General features: G+C 35.7%; 14 protein-coding genes. 6 read left to right on the plus strand and 8 right to left on the minus strand.

Annotated features, from left to right (window positions below; translation table 11 throughout):
* Positions 1-162: 162 nt before the first annotated feature.
* Positions 163-798 carry a hypothetical protein gene (locus tag HHU12_RS29625; protein WP_169660353.1) on the minus strand — a complete coding sequence of 212 codons (636 nt, stop codon included), beginning with the start codon at positions 796-798 and terminating at the stop codon, positions 163-165.
* Between the two features lie 353 nt (positions 799-1,151).
* Positions 1,152-2,333, minus strand: a complete 1,182-nt coding sequence (locus tag HHU12_RS29630; protein ID WP_169660354.1) for a tyrosine-type recombinase/integrase — start codon at positions 2,331-2,333, stop codon at positions 1,152-1,154.
* Positions 2,334-2,554: 221 nt separating this feature from the next.
* Between HHU12_RS29630 and HHU12_RS29635 the strand changes: the two genes are divergently transcribed.
* Positions 2,555-2,920, plus strand: coding sequence for a hypothetical protein (locus HHU12_RS29635; protein ID WP_169660355.1), 366 nt, complete (start codon positions 2,555-2,557; stop codon positions 2,918-2,920).
* Positions 2,921-3,311: 391 nt separating this feature from the next.
* Here the strand turns inward: HHU12_RS29635 and HHU12_RS29640 are convergent, their stop codons facing one another.
* Positions 3,312-5,621 (minus strand): GH92 family glycosyl hydrolase, encoded by a 2,310-nt coding sequence (locus tag HHU12_RS29640; RefSeq protein WP_169660356.1) that lies wholly within the window; start codon positions 5,619-5,621, stop codon positions 3,312-3,314.
* Between the two features lie 192 nt (positions 5,622-5,813).
* A complete protein-coding gene (locus tag HHU12_RS29645) occupies positions 5,814-8,096 on the minus strand; it encodes a GH92 family glycosyl hydrolase (protein WP_169660357.1) in 2,283 nt (760 codons plus the stop codon).
* 719 nt (positions 8,097-8,815) lie between these two features.
* Between HHU12_RS29645 and HHU12_RS29650 the strand changes: the two genes are divergently transcribed.
* Entirely contained in the window at positions 8,816-10,009 is a 1,194-nt protein-coding gene (locus HHU12_RS29650; protein ID WP_169660358.1) for a glutamate-5-semialdehyde dehydrogenase, read from the plus strand.
* A 1-nt stretch (position 10,010) separates the two neighbouring features.
* Positions 10,011-10,781, plus strand: coding sequence for a glutamate 5-kinase (proB, locus tag HHU12_RS29655; RefSeq protein WP_169660359.1), 771 nt, complete (start codon positions 10,011-10,013; stop codon positions 10,779-10,781).
* Positions 10,782-10,919: 138 nt separating this feature from the next.
* Here the strand turns inward: proB and HHU12_RS29660 are convergent, their stop codons facing one another.
* Both HHU12_RS29660 and HHU12_RS29665 read right to left on the minus strand, forming a co-directional pair.
* The gene (locus HHU12_RS29660; RefSeq protein WP_169660360.1) at positions 10,920-11,459 is read right to left on the minus strand and encodes a GNAT family N-acetyltransferase; all 540 of its coding nucleotides are present in this window, start codon (positions 11,457-11,459) and stop codon (positions 10,920-10,922) included.
* A 216-nt stretch (positions 11,460-11,675) separates the two neighbouring features.
* The gene (locus HHU12_RS29665; RefSeq protein WP_169660361.1) at positions 11,676-12,596 is read right to left on the minus strand and encodes a LysR substrate-binding domain-containing protein; all 921 of its coding nucleotides are present in this window, start codon (positions 12,594-12,596) and stop codon (positions 11,676-11,678) included.
* A 92-nt stretch (positions 12,597-12,688) separates the two neighbouring features.
* On the opposite strand from HHU12_RS29665, the gene HHU12_RS29670 reads away from it, so the two are divergent.
* Positions 12,689-13,051, plus strand: coding sequence for a hypothetical protein (locus HHU12_RS29670; protein WP_169660362.1), 363 nt, complete (start codon positions 12,689-12,691; stop codon positions 13,049-13,051).
* Between the two features lie 486 nt (positions 13,052-13,537).
* On the plus strand, positions 13,538-14,101 hold the full coding sequence (ahpC, locus tag HHU12_RS29675; RefSeq protein WP_169660363.1) for an alkyl hydroperoxide reductase subunit C: 564 nt from the start codon (positions 13,538-13,540) through the stop codon (positions 14,099-14,101).
* Between the two features lie 109 nt (positions 14,102-14,210).
* Here ahpC and HHU12_RS29680 read toward each other — a convergent pair whose 3' ends face one another.
* The gene (locus HHU12_RS29680) at positions 14,211-14,570 is read right to left on the minus strand and encodes a four helix bundle protein (protein ID WP_169660364.1); all 360 of its coding nucleotides are present in this window, start codon (positions 14,568-14,570) and stop codon (positions 14,211-14,213) included.
* Positions 14,571-14,898: 328 nt separating this feature from the next.
* Here HHU12_RS29680 and HHU12_RS29685 point away from each other — a divergent pair, with 328 nt between their 5' ends.
* Positions 14,899-17,781, plus strand: a complete 2,883-nt coding sequence (locus HHU12_RS29685) for a starch-binding protein (RefSeq protein ID WP_169660365.1) — start codon at positions 14,899-14,901, stop codon at positions 17,779-17,781.
* A gap of 232 nt (positions 17,782-18,013) precedes the next feature.
* Here the strand turns inward: HHU12_RS29685 and HHU12_RS29690 are convergent, their stop codons facing one another.
* Complete coding sequence (locus HHU12_RS29690; RefSeq protein ID WP_169660366.1) at positions 18,014-18,337, minus strand: hypothetical protein; 324 nt, start codon at positions 18,335-18,337, stop codon at positions 18,014-18,016.
* Positions 18,338-18,497: the final 160 nt, after the last annotated feature.

Raw genomic sequence — 18,497 nt, forward strand, 5'->3', positions numbered from 1 at the left:
GCGATCACTGTCAGTAACTCTTCTAAGTGAACAGTAAATTACTTAGGTAGGATTTGCACCTACTGGAAAGCCACAGCATCGTGGCACACTAACGTAATGGCTAAACTACGACCAGCGGGCGTGTCGACCGGTGGATGGAGATTAGCTATTGTTGTACAGTCGTTATTTATAATAAACAAATTTTAAATCCTCATCTATTTCTGTTCCACTCCACAAATAAGGTGTATCATGTCCATTGAAAAGGATTATTCCCCAAGCATCTTCCATTTTATTTAAATCTATGGTAGAAACAATAGAATCTTCTTCCATAAATATAATATATCGTTTTTCCCTAGATACACTTTTGATAAATTCAATGTTATTTTTGATTAATGCTTGCCTTCCTTGGTCTAGGTAATAAGAATTATCTTCGACAATTGTCATCCAGCCATCCTCTCCCATTTTTTCTTGTTCAGTACTTATCCACTTAGAAGAAGGTATTATACTGATTGCACATTTTTTACTAATCGTAATAGAGTTTGATTTTATAACTGAATCTGGTTTAGAAATCTGTGAAGATGACAATAATTTGATATTACTATGTTTACTTTCTTCGTTTTTTACCTCAACATCAGGTTCTTCAATATTATTCACCTCTGTGATATTGCTTGAACTTTCAACTGTTGGACCATTGGTGATAACCTCATCAGCTTTTTCAATTACTACGACTTCTTTTGTTTCTGTAGTGTTTGATTCATTTACTTTACTATTACAAGAACAGATAAAGATGAAAAGAATGGAAATAGAGAAATATTTCATTTGTTGCTATGTTTTGTTTAATGTAGTTTGCTTTCTAATGCTGTACAACGGATCGGAGCTAAATTTAGTAAAAAATACGGCGTCAGCCGTAAATTTTTTATTGAATTTAGCTTCCTGTTCTGCGCATGTCGACCGAAGGGAGAATGCGGGGAACAGGAGCCTTGGCTCCGATCCGTTCGGATGCAGACCGACCGGAGGGAGGGTTGCATCCGAACATTTGATAAACACCATTATGTCACATTATATTTTTTAATACACCATGGCGTTTATCCATTAGTAAAATAGTTTACTTCCATTAAGGTAGTAAACAACTTTAAATATTCAAACCCGAAGCATCACAATTCTAATATATATTACAAATTATCAAGAGGACTCTTTATTTCACTTACCACTTTAGTGCTCACATGAGTATATATCTGTGTGGTCATTGCAGAGTTATGACCTAAAAGGGATTGTATATATCTTAGATCTACTCCATTTTCTAATAAGTGAGTTGCAAAAGTATGACGGAGAGTGTGAACAGTAACCTTTTTTTGAATTTTTGATTTTGAAACTGCTCTTTTTAAAATTTTTGCGACTGAAGTCCTACTGTATTTATTTCCTTCTTTTTCACCTTCAAAAAGGTATTTTTTGGGTCGGTAAACTTTAAAATATGCTCTTAAAATTTGTAGATTTTTCTCTGACAGGATTGTATTTCTATCTTTATTACCTTTCCCCTCAACTACTCTGATCAACATTCTCTTTGAATCGATATCTTTTATTTCTAAATCTATTAATTCTCCTATTCTTAAACCTGCTGAATAAATAGTCATCAATATGGCTTTATGCTTGAGGTTTTTGATGTTTGAAAAAATTGATTTTATTTCTTCAGTACTTAAAACCACTGGAAGTTTGTCCTTTTTCCTTGGACGTTGCACATTATAATAGCAATAATCTCTTTCCAATACCTTTTCTAAATAGAACTTTACGGCATTCAAGGCTTGGTTTTGATAAGAATCTGACTTTTTCTCTACTGATACTAAATGAAATAAAAACTGTTCTAAAAGTGTTTTAGACTGCTGTCCTTCCTCAATACTTCTTATATCTTTATAACCTTTTTGATCTAGGTGTTCTAGGTATCTATGCAACATACTTGCATAGGTAGTTGCTGTATTTAAGGCATATCTATAAAGCTCTAATTTTTTAACTAGCGCATTTAGGTGTATCGCTTTATGTTTAGGGTATTGTTGTTGGATTTTCTTATATAATAATTCATAGCTTCCTTCTTCTTCTTGGGTCAGTGCTTCTTTATTATTGCTTTGAAACACAGCTTTTGTATCTACCCAAGCAATTCCTTTAAAAGTGGTGAATACAGCTTGAATACTTTTATAACCATCTAGTATATAAACACATTCTAATTCTTGGCTCCATTTTACATTAGGTAAAGTTTTAATCAGCTTTTTTATTCCATCCGTCATTGGAAAGCTCAGTTTGATAAACTTTTGATTCTGAATCTTAATGGGATTTAGACGAATTGTGGCATTTACTTTTGTCATTTCAATAGTGTTTTGAGATGAATATTTTTGCCAAATTCATAAAATCAGACCTATTTATCCGAGTATTAATCGTTTATACTCGTTTATATTTGCTTATTTATTAAATTAAGAGTCAATAATTTTATTAATAGTCCTTCTGATTAATATTAAAAAGATCATTGCTTAACAAACTTAGATTCATGGAAAGTAAAAATTGCCTCTATTGTCAAAAAACAATTCTAATGGGTAGAACAGATAAGAAATTTTGTTCACCGACATGTAGATATGCTTACAATAATGAAATTTTGAGTCAACGCTATTTCACTAAAGCAACCCATGAAAAAATTATTAATAAGAATTACAAAATTCTGAGAACACTTTGTCCGCATGGAAAAGGTACTGTTAGAAGAACTACAGCAGAAGAGATGGGCTATAATTTCAAGTTTTTCTCTTCCTTTTACAGAACACAAAAGAGAAAAACCTATTTCTTTTGCTTTGATCTAGGTTATACACCAATAATCGATAATGGGTATGAAAAAATGTTGATTGTATCTTGGCAAAAATATATGGATAATTTCCATTTTGATCCCTGGAAAGGAATGCGTTAATTAAGATTTTTTGATCCATTAAAAAACCCCTTGAAAAGATACCAAAGGCACTTCCCAAGGGGTTACAAAAGCTATATATAAATGTTAAGTACTAGGACAGAAGTGCTTCGTAGACCCATAATTGAAATTATGGGCTTTTGAGAAGATAAATCATTTATCAACTTGTGATTATAATATTTGGTTTATCCGTATTTAAATGGTTATAAAGACTGTAAATCTTTGAGATATGTCAAGATTATAATGAAAGTTGGAGAGTGTGATAGCTTCCCACAAGCCCATGACTTCAGTCATGGTGCACGATAGTATTGTTCCATTTCTTTTGTCACAGTACTTAAATACAAGAACAGACGAAAAGGGATATTTTAGATTACCTTTTCGCCTATCCTACTACTTATCTTTTTTCTCTTGACATAGAGTATGGCGCACTGTCAGCTGCTGTACCCCATGATTTGTTTGGTGTTGCTCCCATTTCAAATACAATCTCTCCACCGGCCATGATTTGCTCATGTGTTAAGAATGTTTTGTTGAAAGGTTGACCGTTTAATGTTGCCGATTGGATATACACGTTTTCTTCTGAATTGTTGTTCGCAATTACTTTGAAAGATTTTCCGTTTTCCAATTGCATTTCAGCTTCTCCAAACTCTGGTGAACCGATTACGTACTCGCTTGTACCTGGTGCTACTGGATACATTCCCAATGCTGAGAATACATACCAAGCTGAAGTTTGACCGTTGTCCTCATCACCGCACAACCCGTCAGGTGTTGGGCTGTAAAGGTCTTTTAATACTTTACGTACCCATTTTTGCGCTTTCCAAGGTTGACCAGCGTAGTTGTAAAGGTAAATACCGTGTTGGATAGGTTGGTTACCGTGAGCGTATTGGCCTGTGCCGTATTTCTCGTCGGCTACTTTCATTTCTGTGATTTCGTGAATCTCAAAACCGTAGTAGTCGTGATTGGCAATTGATGGTGTTGAGAAGATAGAGTCAATTTTAGCAGCGAATGCTTCTTGACCTCCCATTAAGTCTCCTAAACCTGCAGGATCATGGAATACTGACCACGTGTAGTGCCATGATGAACCTTCTGTAAATGCTCCACCCCATGCCTCAGGAATGAAAGGTGTTTGCCATGAACCGTCCTTCATTTTTGCTCTCATAAAGTTGGTAGATGGATCAAATACATTTTTGTAGTTCTGTGCTCTTTTCGCGAATAAGTCGATCTCTTCTTGAGGTCTTCCTAACTCTTCCGCTAATTTCATGATTGTGAAGTCAGCGTAAGCGTACTCTAATGTACGAGCTGTGTTTTCGTGAATTCCTACATCGTAAGGGATATAACCTAAGTTGTTGTAATAATCTACACCCATACGACCTACTGAACCTAGTGGTCCGTGGTTTTTAGAGTTTTTGATAATGGCAGCGTACAATGTATTGATGTCGTATCCTCTGATTCCTTTTAAGTAAGAATCAGCAATCAATGAAGCTGAGTTTGAACCGATCATACAATCTCTGTGACCTGGCGATGCCCACTCTGGCAACCATCCACTTTCGTTGTAAGTGTTCACCAAACCTTGCATGATGTGGCTGTTCAACTCTGGATACATTACTGTGAAGAATGGGAAAACGGCTCTAAATGTATCCCAGAATCCATTATCTGTAAACATATAACCTGGCAATACTTCTCCGTTGTAAGGTGAGTAGTGTACCAATTGATTGTCTTTGTCGTATTCATAAAACTTACGAGGGAAAAGTAAAGTACGGTACATTGATGTATAGAAGTTTTGCATGCTTCTCTCCGATCCACCTTTTACTTTCAAACGGTTAAATTCTGTATTCCACTCGTATTGTGCTTCGTCTTTTACTTGAGCAAAAGTCTTCGCTCCTACCTCTCTGTCCAAGTTGATTTGAGCTTGCTCAGGAGAGATAAATGATGAAGCTACTTTCGCTGTGATTACCTCACCTGCTTTAGTAGCAAATTTCACATAACCTGCTGTTCTTTCCGCTTTGACTTCCAATGCTTCTGATGCGTTTTTACCATCCCAAGTTCCTTGAGTTGTGAAAGGCTTATCAAATTCAATCACAAAGTAATTTGCAAAGTTATCAGGCACTCCACCACTGTTGTTTTTTACGTAACCAACAATTTTGTTTTCACCTGGAATAATTTTCACTGAAGAACCTTTATGATACGCATCTACCAATACAATGGCATCTTTTGTTTCAGGGAAAGTGAATTGGAAAATGGCACCACGCGTTGTTGGAGCAACTTCCGCTTTCGTTTTATACGTATCCAAATTCACACTGTAATAATGTGGTTTGGCAATTTCAGTATCATGAGAGTATTTCGATTGACGCTCTTTCTCTTTAAACTTCACCTCACCTGTCATTGGGAATATTGAAAATGCAGCATAATCATTGATCCAAGGACTTGGCTGATGGGTTTGTTTGATACCGTTAATGCTATCTTTTTGGTACATATACGCCCATCCATCACCGTTTTCATTGGTTTGAGGCGTCCAGAAGTTCATACCAAATGGTGTAGCTACTGCCGGATAAGTATTACCTGTAGATAATCTAAAATCAGATAGTGAACCTACTTGTGTGCTCACATATTTTGTAAAATCTTCTAATTGTGGTTTTTCCTCTTTCGGTGTACATGAGTACAAGAGGGGAAAAATTAGTAAGAATGATAAGTAATTGAATAATTTCATATGATATATATTGTGCAGTTGATCTAATGTCTTAATTAATAGAATTTATCACGGTTTAATATGCAATAATTTCAAAGTAGGCTTTGGTTCATCATTAGCCCCTCGACTTAAGTCGTGGGCTAATGATGAGTTAAAGAACCTTGAGTATTTTTAATGTTTCAAGCGCTAAACCGATAAACAGCTCTCAGCCCATTATTTTAAAGTAGACAAAGGCTGATCTTCTAAAGGTGTTCCAAATGATTTATTAGGTTGAGGTCCCATCTCGAAAGTAAGGATACCACCTTGTTCAATCTGTGCTTGTGTGATAAATGATTTTGATAAAGGCTCACCATTTAAATGCAATGACTGAACGTACATATTTTCGGCTGATTGGTTTTTAGCCACTACTGTAAATGACTTTCCGTTGGCCAAACGCATGGTTACTTTATCAAAAATTGGCGAACCAATAATGTACTCTTGTGATCCTGGACATGCAGGGTAGAAGCCCATTGCAGAGAAAATATACCAAGCTGACATCTGACCACAATCCTCATTGTTGATCATACCATCTGGCTTATCTGAATACATTTCTCCCATCAATCTTCTTACCATTGCTTGTGTTTTCCAAGCTTCACCAATGTAGTTGTATAAATAAGGATTGGCGTGTCCTGGTTCATCACCATGAGCATATCCACCCACAAAACCAGAGATGTCCACGTGTTCCTCTCCTTTCATATGTAATTCTGTGCTGAATAAATGATCCAACTCTTTTCCAAAGGCTTCTCTTCCACCTTTCATTTCAATAAAATCATTTAAGGCATGAGGCACGAAGTAATCATACGCCCACTTATTACCTGAAATCCAATGTTCTTGCAATGGTTCCCATTCGTCCATCACAATATCGCCGAACCATTCGCCATTGGCTTTTCTTGGCCAGAACATATTTCTTTCTTTATTGAAAACATTTTTATAGTTCTGAGCACGTTTCATGTAATACTCGTAATCTTTATCTTTTCCAAGCTCTTTCGCCACTTGAGCGATCACCCAATCTTCATATGCATACTCTAATGTTTTTGAGATGTTTTTAGGGATTTCTGCCGGCACATACCCTAATTTGATATATTCATTCAATCCTCCATCACCATCAGAACTTGATACTTTATTGAAATGTGCAATATCATCCATCGCAGCAAAAGCTTCCTCTTTATCAATTTTAGCTCCCTTTTGCATGGCATCATAAATTACAGGTACAGAAGGATAACCAATCATACAAGTATTATCCACACCACAAAGTTCCCAAAGTGGTAAATGCTCTTTTGCATCCGTATATCTTGAAATCAACGATTTAGAAAACTCTTCAGACATTCTAGTAGCTAAGAAACTGATCAACGGTTTTGTAGCTCTGAAAGTATCCCAAGTAGAGAAAGAAGAGTAATTGATAAAGTTTTCAGCCGTCAATTCTTTTCCTAAAGCAATGTACTTTCCATCTACATCCATTGATAAGTTAGGTGCAATAAAATTGTGGTAAACACCTGTATAGAAAATCTTTTTCTGCTCCTCAGTTCCGCCTTCAATATCAAACTTATTCAGTACATTCGACCATTCTTTTTGAGCATTGTTAAGTGCTACAGAAAAGTTCATTCCTCTTTCAGAGTTCAAGTTCTTTCTAGCGCCTTCCAAACTCACTGCCGAAATACCTACTTTCACTTCAATTGCCTCACCTTCTCTTGTTTTAAAAGTGGCAAAACCTTTCACATCTTTTCCAGATGCTTTTGACTTATCCGTTAGCTTTCCAGATTTCGCTACTTTAAAAGTTTCATAAGACTTAGAGAATTCAGCAACGAAATAAACATTTCTTTTTCCTCCCCAACCATTACTTAAACAAACGCCAGAAACTTCATCGTTACTTTCAGAATGAATTTCAGTATTTAAAACTTGACCGAAAATGATGCTTGTAGGATCGAAAATAATATTAGCTTGATCCGTTTCGGGGAATGTATATTTATGAAAACCAACTCTTTTACCTGCCGTTAATTGTACATCAATGCCATAATCTTCAAGGTAAACTTGATAATAACCTGGCTCCGCTTTTTCTTTCTCATGCGAGAAACGGCTTCTCCAACCTTCATCAGGGTTTTCAATTGAACCTGATTCCAGCTTCAACGCCCCTACTGTAGGCATTAATAATATATCACCTAAATCAGACCAGCCCGTACCACTCAGGTGGGTATGGCTAAACCCTTTAATATTATCATCATCATAATGATAACCGGCACAGTGATTCCATCCTTTTGTATCTGTATCAGGACTTAGCTGAATCATAGAAAAAGGGGTAGTAGCTCCCGGAAATGTGTGCACAATTCCGCCTGTTCCAATAAATGGATCTACATAATTAATTGGTTTTTTGTTTACCTCTACCTTCTTCTGTTCTTCTTTGCAACCCATTGCAAAAATCAAAAGCATTAGAATTGAGGTTATTGTAGTAATTTTTTTCATTTCTATTAGTAAACTGTGCCGTATTTCTTAAAATTGCAAAAACATGCATAAACAAGCAATTTCTTGCAAGATATTTCCGAGGATAATGAAAAACAATGTGTTTATACTACAATTATTAATTCTTAAGTATTATTAAGAATTATGGATAACAAAGACTTCTTCATTGTTTAGTTGGGTATAAGTACTAAGTCAAAAATAAATAACACTTACGCAAAACAAACTCGTCAGTGGTATTTCTACTTTATTCATTTGGTAGTGCCTCCACGGCCTTGAAGGGAAAAGCGTTAAGAATTTCATGGATTGAGCCGTTAAAAATGATTTTCTTGTTTGAGCTTTAGCGAGTTTAAAATCATTTAGGCGAGAGGAATGGAATTTAGCTTTTGACTTCAAAGCCTTGACTTTTTTGCTTCGTTTTTGTGTTAAGACAAAAATGAAGAAGAAGGACGCTTGGAAGTAGAACATAAAAAGCTTGCAGAAAAATCGATTGAAAGTTGACCCATAATTTAGTTTACAGCAATTTCCTTTTAAGAAAACTTAATTTTGATTATGAAATTATCAATGAATAATCCTATCTATTGTAAAAAACTCACACATTCTACTATTCAATTAAAATTATCGTCGTATATTGCTTTTTATCTATAATTTCCTGCATTATAACAGGAATATGAAGATACCACAGCGATTGTGGAGGTTTAACACTAACACTCTATTAGATTTTTATGATACTTTCAACACAAACTAAAAATGCGGTACTTAATGATTTAGCAACGCTGATTGCTGATCATTCATCGGAGATCATTAAAGCCAATAAAAGTGATCTTGAAAAGGCGGGCGATTTAGATCCCACGCTTGTTGACCGCTTAAAAGTGGATGAGAAAAAAGTGCAAGGGATGGTGGCTTCAGTACATGAAGTAATTGGTCTAGAAGACCCCGAAGGTAAAATTTTGTCTTCATATGACCACCCCAATGGCATGAAAGTGGAAAATAGAGTGGTCCCCTTTGGCAAAATCTTGATCATTTATGAATCTCGTCCTGATGTTACAATTGAAGCAGCTGTAAGTGCTTTCAAATCAGGAAACAAGATTTTATTAAAAGGTGGAAAAGAGGCACGTCAGTCTAACTTAGAATTAGTGGCACTTTGGAAAAAAGCATTGGCCCAAAATGAGGTGAGTGAAGACTATGTGGAGTACCTTGATATTGACCGCGAGACAACCCAAAAGTTGTTGGCTGAAAATACACACAAATTAGACCTTATCATTCCAAGAGGTGGTGAAGGCCTGATTAATTATATCAAACAAACTACATCCGTTCCTTTAATGATTAGTGGGCGTGGTAATAACTTTGTTTACGTGCATGATAATGCTGATTTTGAAATGGCTTCAGACGTGATTCTTAACGGTAAAAGCCGTTTGAGTGTTTGTAATGCTATTGATAAAGTGCTTTTCAATGAAAATATTCCTCAGTTGGAAGAAAAGATAAATGGACTGGTAAGCAAGGCGAAGGCATTGGGATTGGATGTTCATGGTGATCAAAAAATTACTTCTTTTGACGCTTCTGTAACAGAGGCAGAAGTTGAAGGTTTGATGCCGGAGGAATTCCTTTCTGAGAAAATTTTATTTGTAAGTACAAGTGGAATTGAAGAAGCAATTGCTACTATCAACGAATATTCTGGCGGTCACTCTGCTGTAATTATTTCTTCTGATGACGAAAGTGCTACACTTTTCCAATATGAAGTGGACTGTGCGGCTGTTTATCATAATGCATCTTCACGTTTTACAGATGGAGGTCAGTTTGGTTTCGGAGCTGAGATAGCGATCAGTACGCAAAAATTGCATTTCAGAGGTCCTGTTGGGTTGGCACAATTGGTGTCTAACAAATGGTTTATTAAAGGAAACGGGCAAACAAGAGGTTAATATGAAACCAAGAATAGTGGTAAAAATAGGGACGTCTACCCTTACTGCTGGAACGAGTATGATTTCCAGAGGTAAAATTGAAAACATTGGGCGTCAGATACTTGCTTTGAGAGATCAGTATGACATCATTCTGGTTTCTTCAGGTGCAGTTGCCACGGCCAAACAATTTATAAATATCAGTGGATTGAAAAATAATATGGTACACTCTAAGCAGGCCTTATCTGCTATTGGGCAACCCAAATTATTGCAAATCTACGCAGAGGTGTTCGGTGATTTTGATTTGAAAGTTGCTCAATGTCTGATGACGTATAAAGACTTTGATAATAACGAATCAAAAACCAACACACTTAACACTGTAAATGAACTACTTACTCATGGTTTTATTCCCATTTTTAATGAGAATGACACTGTAGCGGTAGAAGAATTGATTTTAGGAGATAATGATAAATTATCAGCTTTGGTAGCTTCTCTGGTCAAGGCTGATAAATTGATTATTGCTTCTGATATTGACGGTTTATTTACAAAAAATCCCAACCTTCATGAGGATGCTGAATTGATTCCTGTTGTTACTGACTTGGAAGAGATAAAGCAATTTATTGAAGAAAGGGAAAACGGATTGGGTACTGGAGGTATGACTTCTAAAGTTAGTGCCGCTAAAATCTGTTTTGATGAGAATATAGAGGTCTACCTTGTAAATGGTAGCCGTACAAACTTTATACAAAAATCGCTTGATGGTCAGTTGAAATTCACAAAATTTCAGCCTACTGTCTAAATTGATTAAAAAAAAGGAAGAGTTAAGAATTAAGAGTTAAGAGAAATGGTTCGTACTGTAGTCCGTATAGTGGTTTTATATGACAATTTCTTTGGTACAATATGCCCCTTCCCTCTTAATTCTTAACTCTTACCTCTTTTAGCTTACATCCAAAGTCATTGATGTAGAGCCAAAAGACACGTTATCAATCCTAAACATATCATCAATTTTACCTACTTCCATAAATCCCTTTTTAGAATAGAGATTTATGGCTTTTTGGTTATTGGACATGACTTGCAAGTCCAGCCAATTGATTCTGTCAGTTTCATCACAATAATGAATCACATACTCAAGCATTTGTAATCCAATTCCCATTCTCCTGTGATTGCTTTCTACTCCCATTCCCAACAATACTCTATGTGAGGAGTTTTGATCTGGGTAAGAGCGGATATCAATATGCCCTACTATTTCATCTTGATTATTTTTTGCCAGCCATAGCTTTCTCCACCCAGGTTCACCATAACTCCTGATCAAACCTACTTTAAATTTGTCTCTCAGTTGTGATACATTTATTCCAAATTCTCTAGAGATAGGTTGAAATAAAGTATTTCCGTCTTTGCCGTTTTCAGATAAATGTTCGGTCAGGTAATCAATAAAATTATCCAGTTCTGCTTCTTTAAATTCTTGAATTGAAATCATTCTTATATAGTTTCAGTTTGTAAGTACAAAGTCAAAAATAAATCATAGTTAATTCTAATTTATTGTTTTAGATAACTTTGAATTTGTTCTTATATAGTTGATAGGTATCAAATCAAAATTACTAAAACTAAGTACTAGGACAAAAGAAAAGGGATGTTTTTAGGGAAGAGTTAAGAGGTAAGAATTATGGTTCGTAAAATGGTTTTTATTTGCACTTTAAATATCCTTCAAAGCCCAAGAAAAGTATTTTTGTCCTATTTCTTCCTTATGTTCCTCTATATAATTTAAAAATGCTTGATGTGCAGGTGTCAATTTCTTTCCTTTATTATAGATAAGATGCCAGCTTGTTTTAATAGGCAGTCCTTTCAAATGATAAAACTTTACACTTTCGCTTTCTAATAATAACTTTGCCCCTATGAGCGGAACAATAGAAAAACCAATTCCAGCATTAATGGCTTGTTTTACGGCCTCGTTGGATACCAATTGCATTGATTTTTTCACCTCTATATTATGTTCCTTCAAATAATCCTGCATTGCATTTCTAGTCGCCGATCCCTCTTCTCTAAATAAAAGCGTTACTTTCTCTAAATCTTTAGGTCTTTTGATTTTTACATCACTATCACTACTCCCAATCAGAAAAAGTTTGTTTTCTATTAACTCGACAGTATTCACTTTCAATTCAGGTGGAAGTACAGAAACCAATGAAAAATCACTTTCATTATTCGCCAATCCTTCTATCACTCTTAATTTATTGGATACATCAATTGTTATTTCAACTCGCGGATATTTATCCATAAAATCCTTTAAATAATAAGGGATAACATACTTTCCTGTGGAAACTACAGAAATTTTAATACTGCCTGATACAACACCTTTATACTGATCTACCGTATATTTTATCCCTTCGGCTTCTTCCAGTATTTTCTTACTTCGCTCTACAATTTCATTCCCAAAATCTGTGATGTATAATTGCCTTCCGATGACCTCCGTAAGAGGTAATTCAAACTGATCTTGTAACTTTTTGAGCTGTAATGACACTGCAGGTTGCGTAAGATAAAGCTCTTCAGAAGCCTTTGTAATACTTTGATGTTCAGCGATCTTAAGTAGTACTTTTAGTTGGTGTAATGTGAAATTCATAAACTTTTACTTATGTTTTACATAAATATATTAAATAAAAACTTATGAATAATAATATGTACGTTTGTGTGAACAAAAAAACAAATAACATCATGACACAAAGTACTAGAAACACAACGCCAGAATTGCAAAACGGGACACTAGACCTAACGACGCAACCGTCTCAAGACGAACTGACGATCCATATCAAATCGTCAATCAAACACAACTCTTCAACAGAAAGAAGCAATTTACAGCCTTTAGAAAGCTCTAAGCTTTTGTCTATGTTTCAAGAAACACTGCATGAAAAAGGGGAAGAACACTCCCTTGAAAACCATTTGATTGGTTCTAATGAGGTAGAATTCCAGAAAGGAAAACTGTCTTATTCTACACTACACAGCTTCCTTTTAAAGGCTGAATCAATGGGTAAAAAGCTATCTTATGAAAAAATCTACACCGTAAAAATTACAGATTAACCCAAGTAAGTAGCTGATCATAATTAAATATAGTTTATAAATGTAGAATGAATTGATCTCAGGTAAGGCAAAATTTTTCGTCCTAGCCATAGCTAAGACGAAAAATTTTAACGAAACCTGAGTTTAATTCAAATACATTTAAGCTATAGATAATTTTGAACAGGTACTTAATTTACCACCACAATGATAAAGTCATATTTTAGGATTCAATAGCATAATAAGTTAACTCAATTTAGCATGAAGAAGCATTAACGCATCACTCACCTTGTCAATATTATTGATGAGGTGTTTATTTTTGATTTAATACTTACTGATAATTAGTTCTATAAATAAAATTGATATTGCTCTATAAATTTAGTTTATACAGCTATAGATTTTATCACTTTGCCTTATCCTAAACGACCTATTATGTTTGTAGCGTAATCAGAATAAAAGCTGATCAACAAACAAGAAAACGAAAAATTATATTTTAATATAGATATTACTATGTCACAAATCGGAAAACAAATTGTAGACTTCAACGTACAAGCGTACGCTAACAACGAATTCAAAGAGGTATCTAAAGCTGACGTTTTAGGTAAATGGTCAGTATTCTTCTTCTACCCTGCAGACTTTACTTTCGTTTGCCCTACAGAATTAGAAGACTTAGCAAACCTTTACGAAGACTTCAAAGCTACAGGTACTGAAGTATACTCTGTGTCAACTGATACTCACTTTGTGCACAAAGCATGGCACGATGCTTCTGAAACAATCAAAAAAATCAACTACCCAATGTTAGCAGACCCAACAGGTGTTCTTTCAAGAGGTTTTGATGTAATGATCGAGGAAGTAGGTTTAGCTGAAAGAGGTACATTCATCGTTAATCCTGAAGGCGAAATCGTTTCTTACGAAGTAGTTGCAGGTAACGTTGGTAGAAATGCCGAAGAATTACTAAGAAAATTAAAAGCTTTACAGTTCGTTGCTGCGAACCCTTCAGAAGTTTGCCCAGCAAAATGGAAAGAAGGAAACGAAACTTTAAAGCCTAGCATTGACCTTGTAGGTTTAATCTAGAAAAAAGTCAATTATACACCCGACTTAACTCTTATCCCATCTTTTACGATAGTAGAAGGTGGGATTTTTTTTGAGTTAAGAGTTAAGAGTTAAGAGGAAGTTAATTTTTTCATGATTGCTTGTCAAGTATTGTTTTTGAGGATTTGATGATTTTTATAAGCACTTTTCTTATTTGAATAGCATCTTCTATTATACTCTGGTATTCAGCTTCATTAATATAATCTGTTGCTCTTAACAGTCTTATCCAATAAATGGACTCGTTACATTCTTTTAATGCAATAGAATGTTTGTGAATAAAATCCTTTTTGCTTTCTCCATATTTACCCTCTGAAATATTGGCCCCTATAGATGTGCCTGATCGAAGAAGTTGTTTTGATAATATAAACTCCTTCTTTTCTGCTGTCAAGTACTTCGACAGTTTAACCACCCGAATAGCAAATTGAAAAGATTTGTCTGAAATAATACTCATAGTTAGCTCTTTCTGAATCGTTTATCTATGCTGTAAGTTAAAAATCAATGTTGATAAATAAAAGATAAAGTAAATTGAAAGTAGAATCAATCTTAACTCTTAATTCTTAACTCTTAACCCTAAAACACTATAATACAGACAGATACAAGGTACCACTCCATAAACTGGCACCTCACAAAATTTACTTGCACCTCAAAAACAAGCAACGGGACGATTTAAAAAGTATTCTTCCGTAACATTGCACATACCTATTAAAAAACAAGGCTCTCTTCACCAGCTAACTAGCTTTGTAATAGGCTGAAAATTAACTTGATTTTTTGAAATGAAAATGAAAACACAATTACTTTTAATGCGTACGGTTGTACTTACAATCCTTGCGTCACTATGCTTAAACTATGGACTCTTCGCTCAACAGGGCGGTAGAAATGATGTAATTCTTCAAGGCTTTCATTGGGAAGCGGCTGATGCTACTAAGAAAGATTGGTGGCAAAATCTTGACAGTAAAGTAGGCGATATTTCGTCTGCGGGATTTGATGCAATTTGGCTTCCGCCTCCATCTGATGCGGCGGACCGTGCAGGCTATCTTCCACGTAAATGGTATGATCTTAATTCCAACTATGGTACTGAGGCTGAACTAAGAGCATTGATTTCCAATCTTGGTAATAATAATGTTCAGGCGATTGCTGATATTGTAATCAACCATAGAGTGGGTTCTACTGGATGGGCTGATTTCACAGAACCTTCTTTGGGTGGTTGTTCTTCTATCTGCTCTGATGATGAGGTAAACTGGAGTGAATACAGCACTGAAAAAGGGGCGGCTTGTGGAGATAATGACACAGGTACTCAGTATGAGGCAGCGAGGGATTTGAACCACAATTCATTAACTGTTCGTGATGAGGTAAAGAAATGGATGAACTGGCTGAAAAACGACGTAGGTTATGATGGCTGGCGTTATGATTTTGTACACGGTTTTAATGCCTATTACTTTGCAGAGTACAACAATGCCACTTCTCCTTATATTTCGATTGGTGAGCAATGGAAACCTTATGATGAAATTGTAGGATGGTTGAATGGAGCTCAAAACACTTCTTCTGCTTTTGACTTTCCTTTAAAATATACATTACACGACGCTGTAAATGGCAACTACAACTACCTGAATGGCTTGCCGAGTTTGCTGGGAACACACGGCAGTCAAGCAGTATCTTTCCTTGAGAATCATGATACAGAACCGGTTAGATCTGAATATGGCAATAATTCATTTCCAAATGATCCGTCTAACAACTCTAAACTTTTACAAGGGTATGCTTATATCTTAACTCACCCTGGTATTCCTGTGGTATTCTATTCTCACTATTTTGATTATGGAATTAAGGATGCTTTGAGAGAGATGATTGCGATTCGTAAAGCCAATAATATTACGAATACTAGTTATGTGCAAGTAGAAGGTCAGAATGATAACAACTATTACGCGGCTATTATTGATAATAAAGTAGCCATGAAAATTGGTGGAGGCAACTGGTCTCCGGGTAATGGATGGAACTTGAAAGTTTCTGGTCCAGGCTATGCGATCTGGGATAAAGGAACAGTGATTACGCTACCTGAGCTAGGGCTAAACACTCCAAGTGGTAATTACTCAAGCGGTTGTGCCAATGTTTCATTCACAGCAACTGAAGGTACAATTTATTATACTACAGATGGTTCTACTCCAAACACATCGAGCATGGTTTACTCAGGTGCATTTGATGTATGTGGAGCTCCAGGTGATGTAAAAACTGTTAAGGCTGTAGCCATCAATGAAAATGGTTCTTCTGCAGTTGTTGAAGGTACATATACTTTCAATGAAGCATCAACAATGACAGTGCATTTTAAAGCCAACTGTGGCAACCCTGCCATTTATTTCTGGGGTGTTGTGGATGGAAATGCAACAACAGCTTGGCCAGGTGAAAGTATGCAAGCTTCTTCAAAATATGAAGGGTACTATGAGTATACGATTGAAGGAAGCTGTACGAATTTGATTCTTTTATGCGATGGTAATAAAGTGACTGAAGATGAGATGAACATTTGTGGTGATGTTTGGTATGATAACGGATGGGTAAGTGAACCACAGCCTATCACACCAGATACTGAAGCACCAACAGTGACAATTTCTCCTGACGGCGGTACTTTTGAAGGCAGTGTGACTGTCACTCTATCTGCGTCAGATAATGAAGACAATAATCCTAAGATCTATTACTCTACGGATGGAAGTACACCTTTTCAAGTAGCAAATGGAAGCACGACAATTACATTGACTGCAGATGCAACAGTACAATATTATGCTGAAGATGCATCTGGAAATAAAACAACAACAAGCAGTTCTTCTTTTGTGGTGAACGAAGACACTAATACTGGTGGAGGTTTTAAGGTATATGTAAAAGGGTATAATACAATTTATCATTGGGGTGCTGTACCTACAGGAAGTGTACCAAATGCAGTTTGGCCAGGAGCTACAATGACGAATGAAAATGGATGGTATGTGTATGAGTTCCCTGCTGGAGTTCAGTCTACCAACCTGCTTTTCCATGATGGAAATGGCAATCAAACCGACGATATGACAAGGGATAAAGACGGCTGGTTTGAAAATGGTCAATGGTCAGATCAAGCTCCTCAACCTGTGAGTGGTTTGGTTGTTCACTTTAAATCAAGCTGGGGAAACAGCACAAGAATACATTATTGGGGAGCGTCTAACGGAAGCAGTTCTAACTGGCCTGGTGAGGTGATGACAGCCGAAGGAAACGGATGGTATACTTATACTATTGAAGGGGCGACATCAAGCAATATGCTGTTCCATAATGGTGCAGGTGCACAAACAGCAGACCTCAATAGAAGTGGTGAAGGATGGTACAAAGACGGTACATGGTACGCTTCAAATCCAGAATCTTCGAGCAATAGAAGCATTACTTCATCATTGAACTTAAAAGAAGAGTTAAAGTTATATCCAACAGTTGTGAGTCATCAGTTCACGATGGATATAAATGTTAACTCCCCTCAACCCTTTACTATGCAAGCATTTGATTTGAACGGTCATCAAGTTTTGGCATCTATTGATAAAACGCTGGAAAATGGCATTTATAAAATCAATGTCCCAGTAAAAAACTTGTCTAAAGGGCTATACCTTATTAAAGTGAGTGTGGGCGATAAGAAGTATGTTAAGAAGATTATTATCAATTAAGTAACTGAGAATCTGACATTTTTTTAATGGCAAACTTTTTAAGTGGTCAGATCATCAAAATGAGATAAATAATTAAGATTAATTCGCACGTTTACGCTGGATAGTTTTAATTTCATTCCTAAACCAAACACCCAGGGGTTATTATAATCCTTGGGTGTTTTTTTGTGTTAGATATTTTGTACTGAGTATTGAAATACAAACGATATTTTTTTCCAGTTTACTCCTTCCTGGTTTATAATTGAAAACGCTCTTCCAAAGGTGGAATCATATCCTCTTTTTCCAACTCCAACATGGCTTCTCTTAAGTAACCATAAGTCTCCCTAAGAGATTTCATACTTTCATCTGATTCATAATTATAAAAATCCTTATAGGTATGTAATTCGATCAAATTATAATCTCTTCCATCCACTTGTTTTAATAGAGGGGTATTGTATAAGGCTGGTGTTTGGGCTATTTTTTCAAAAGTATAATCCTCATCAAAGTATAATTCACCTAAGATCATCTTCCAGCATATTGGAATACCTGTAAAAGGAAAATCGTTTAAATGACGAAACATAATTTCATTAGTATATTTACCACTTGTTGAACAAAAGCTCCGCTAGCTAAAGCCTTCTATTTCTTAACTTTACATCTTAATAAATTTTATAGGTATATAAACTTACGTCGCCCAATCACAAAGCTGTTTTTGGGTGACATGAATTGAAGAAACCATCCGT

Origin of the sequence: Flammeovirga aprica JL-4 (genome assembly GCF_012844305.1) — a bacterium.
Classification (GTDB): domain Bacteria; phylum Bacteroidota; class Bacteroidia; order Cytophagales; family Flammeovirgaceae; genus Flammeovirga; species Flammeovirga aprica.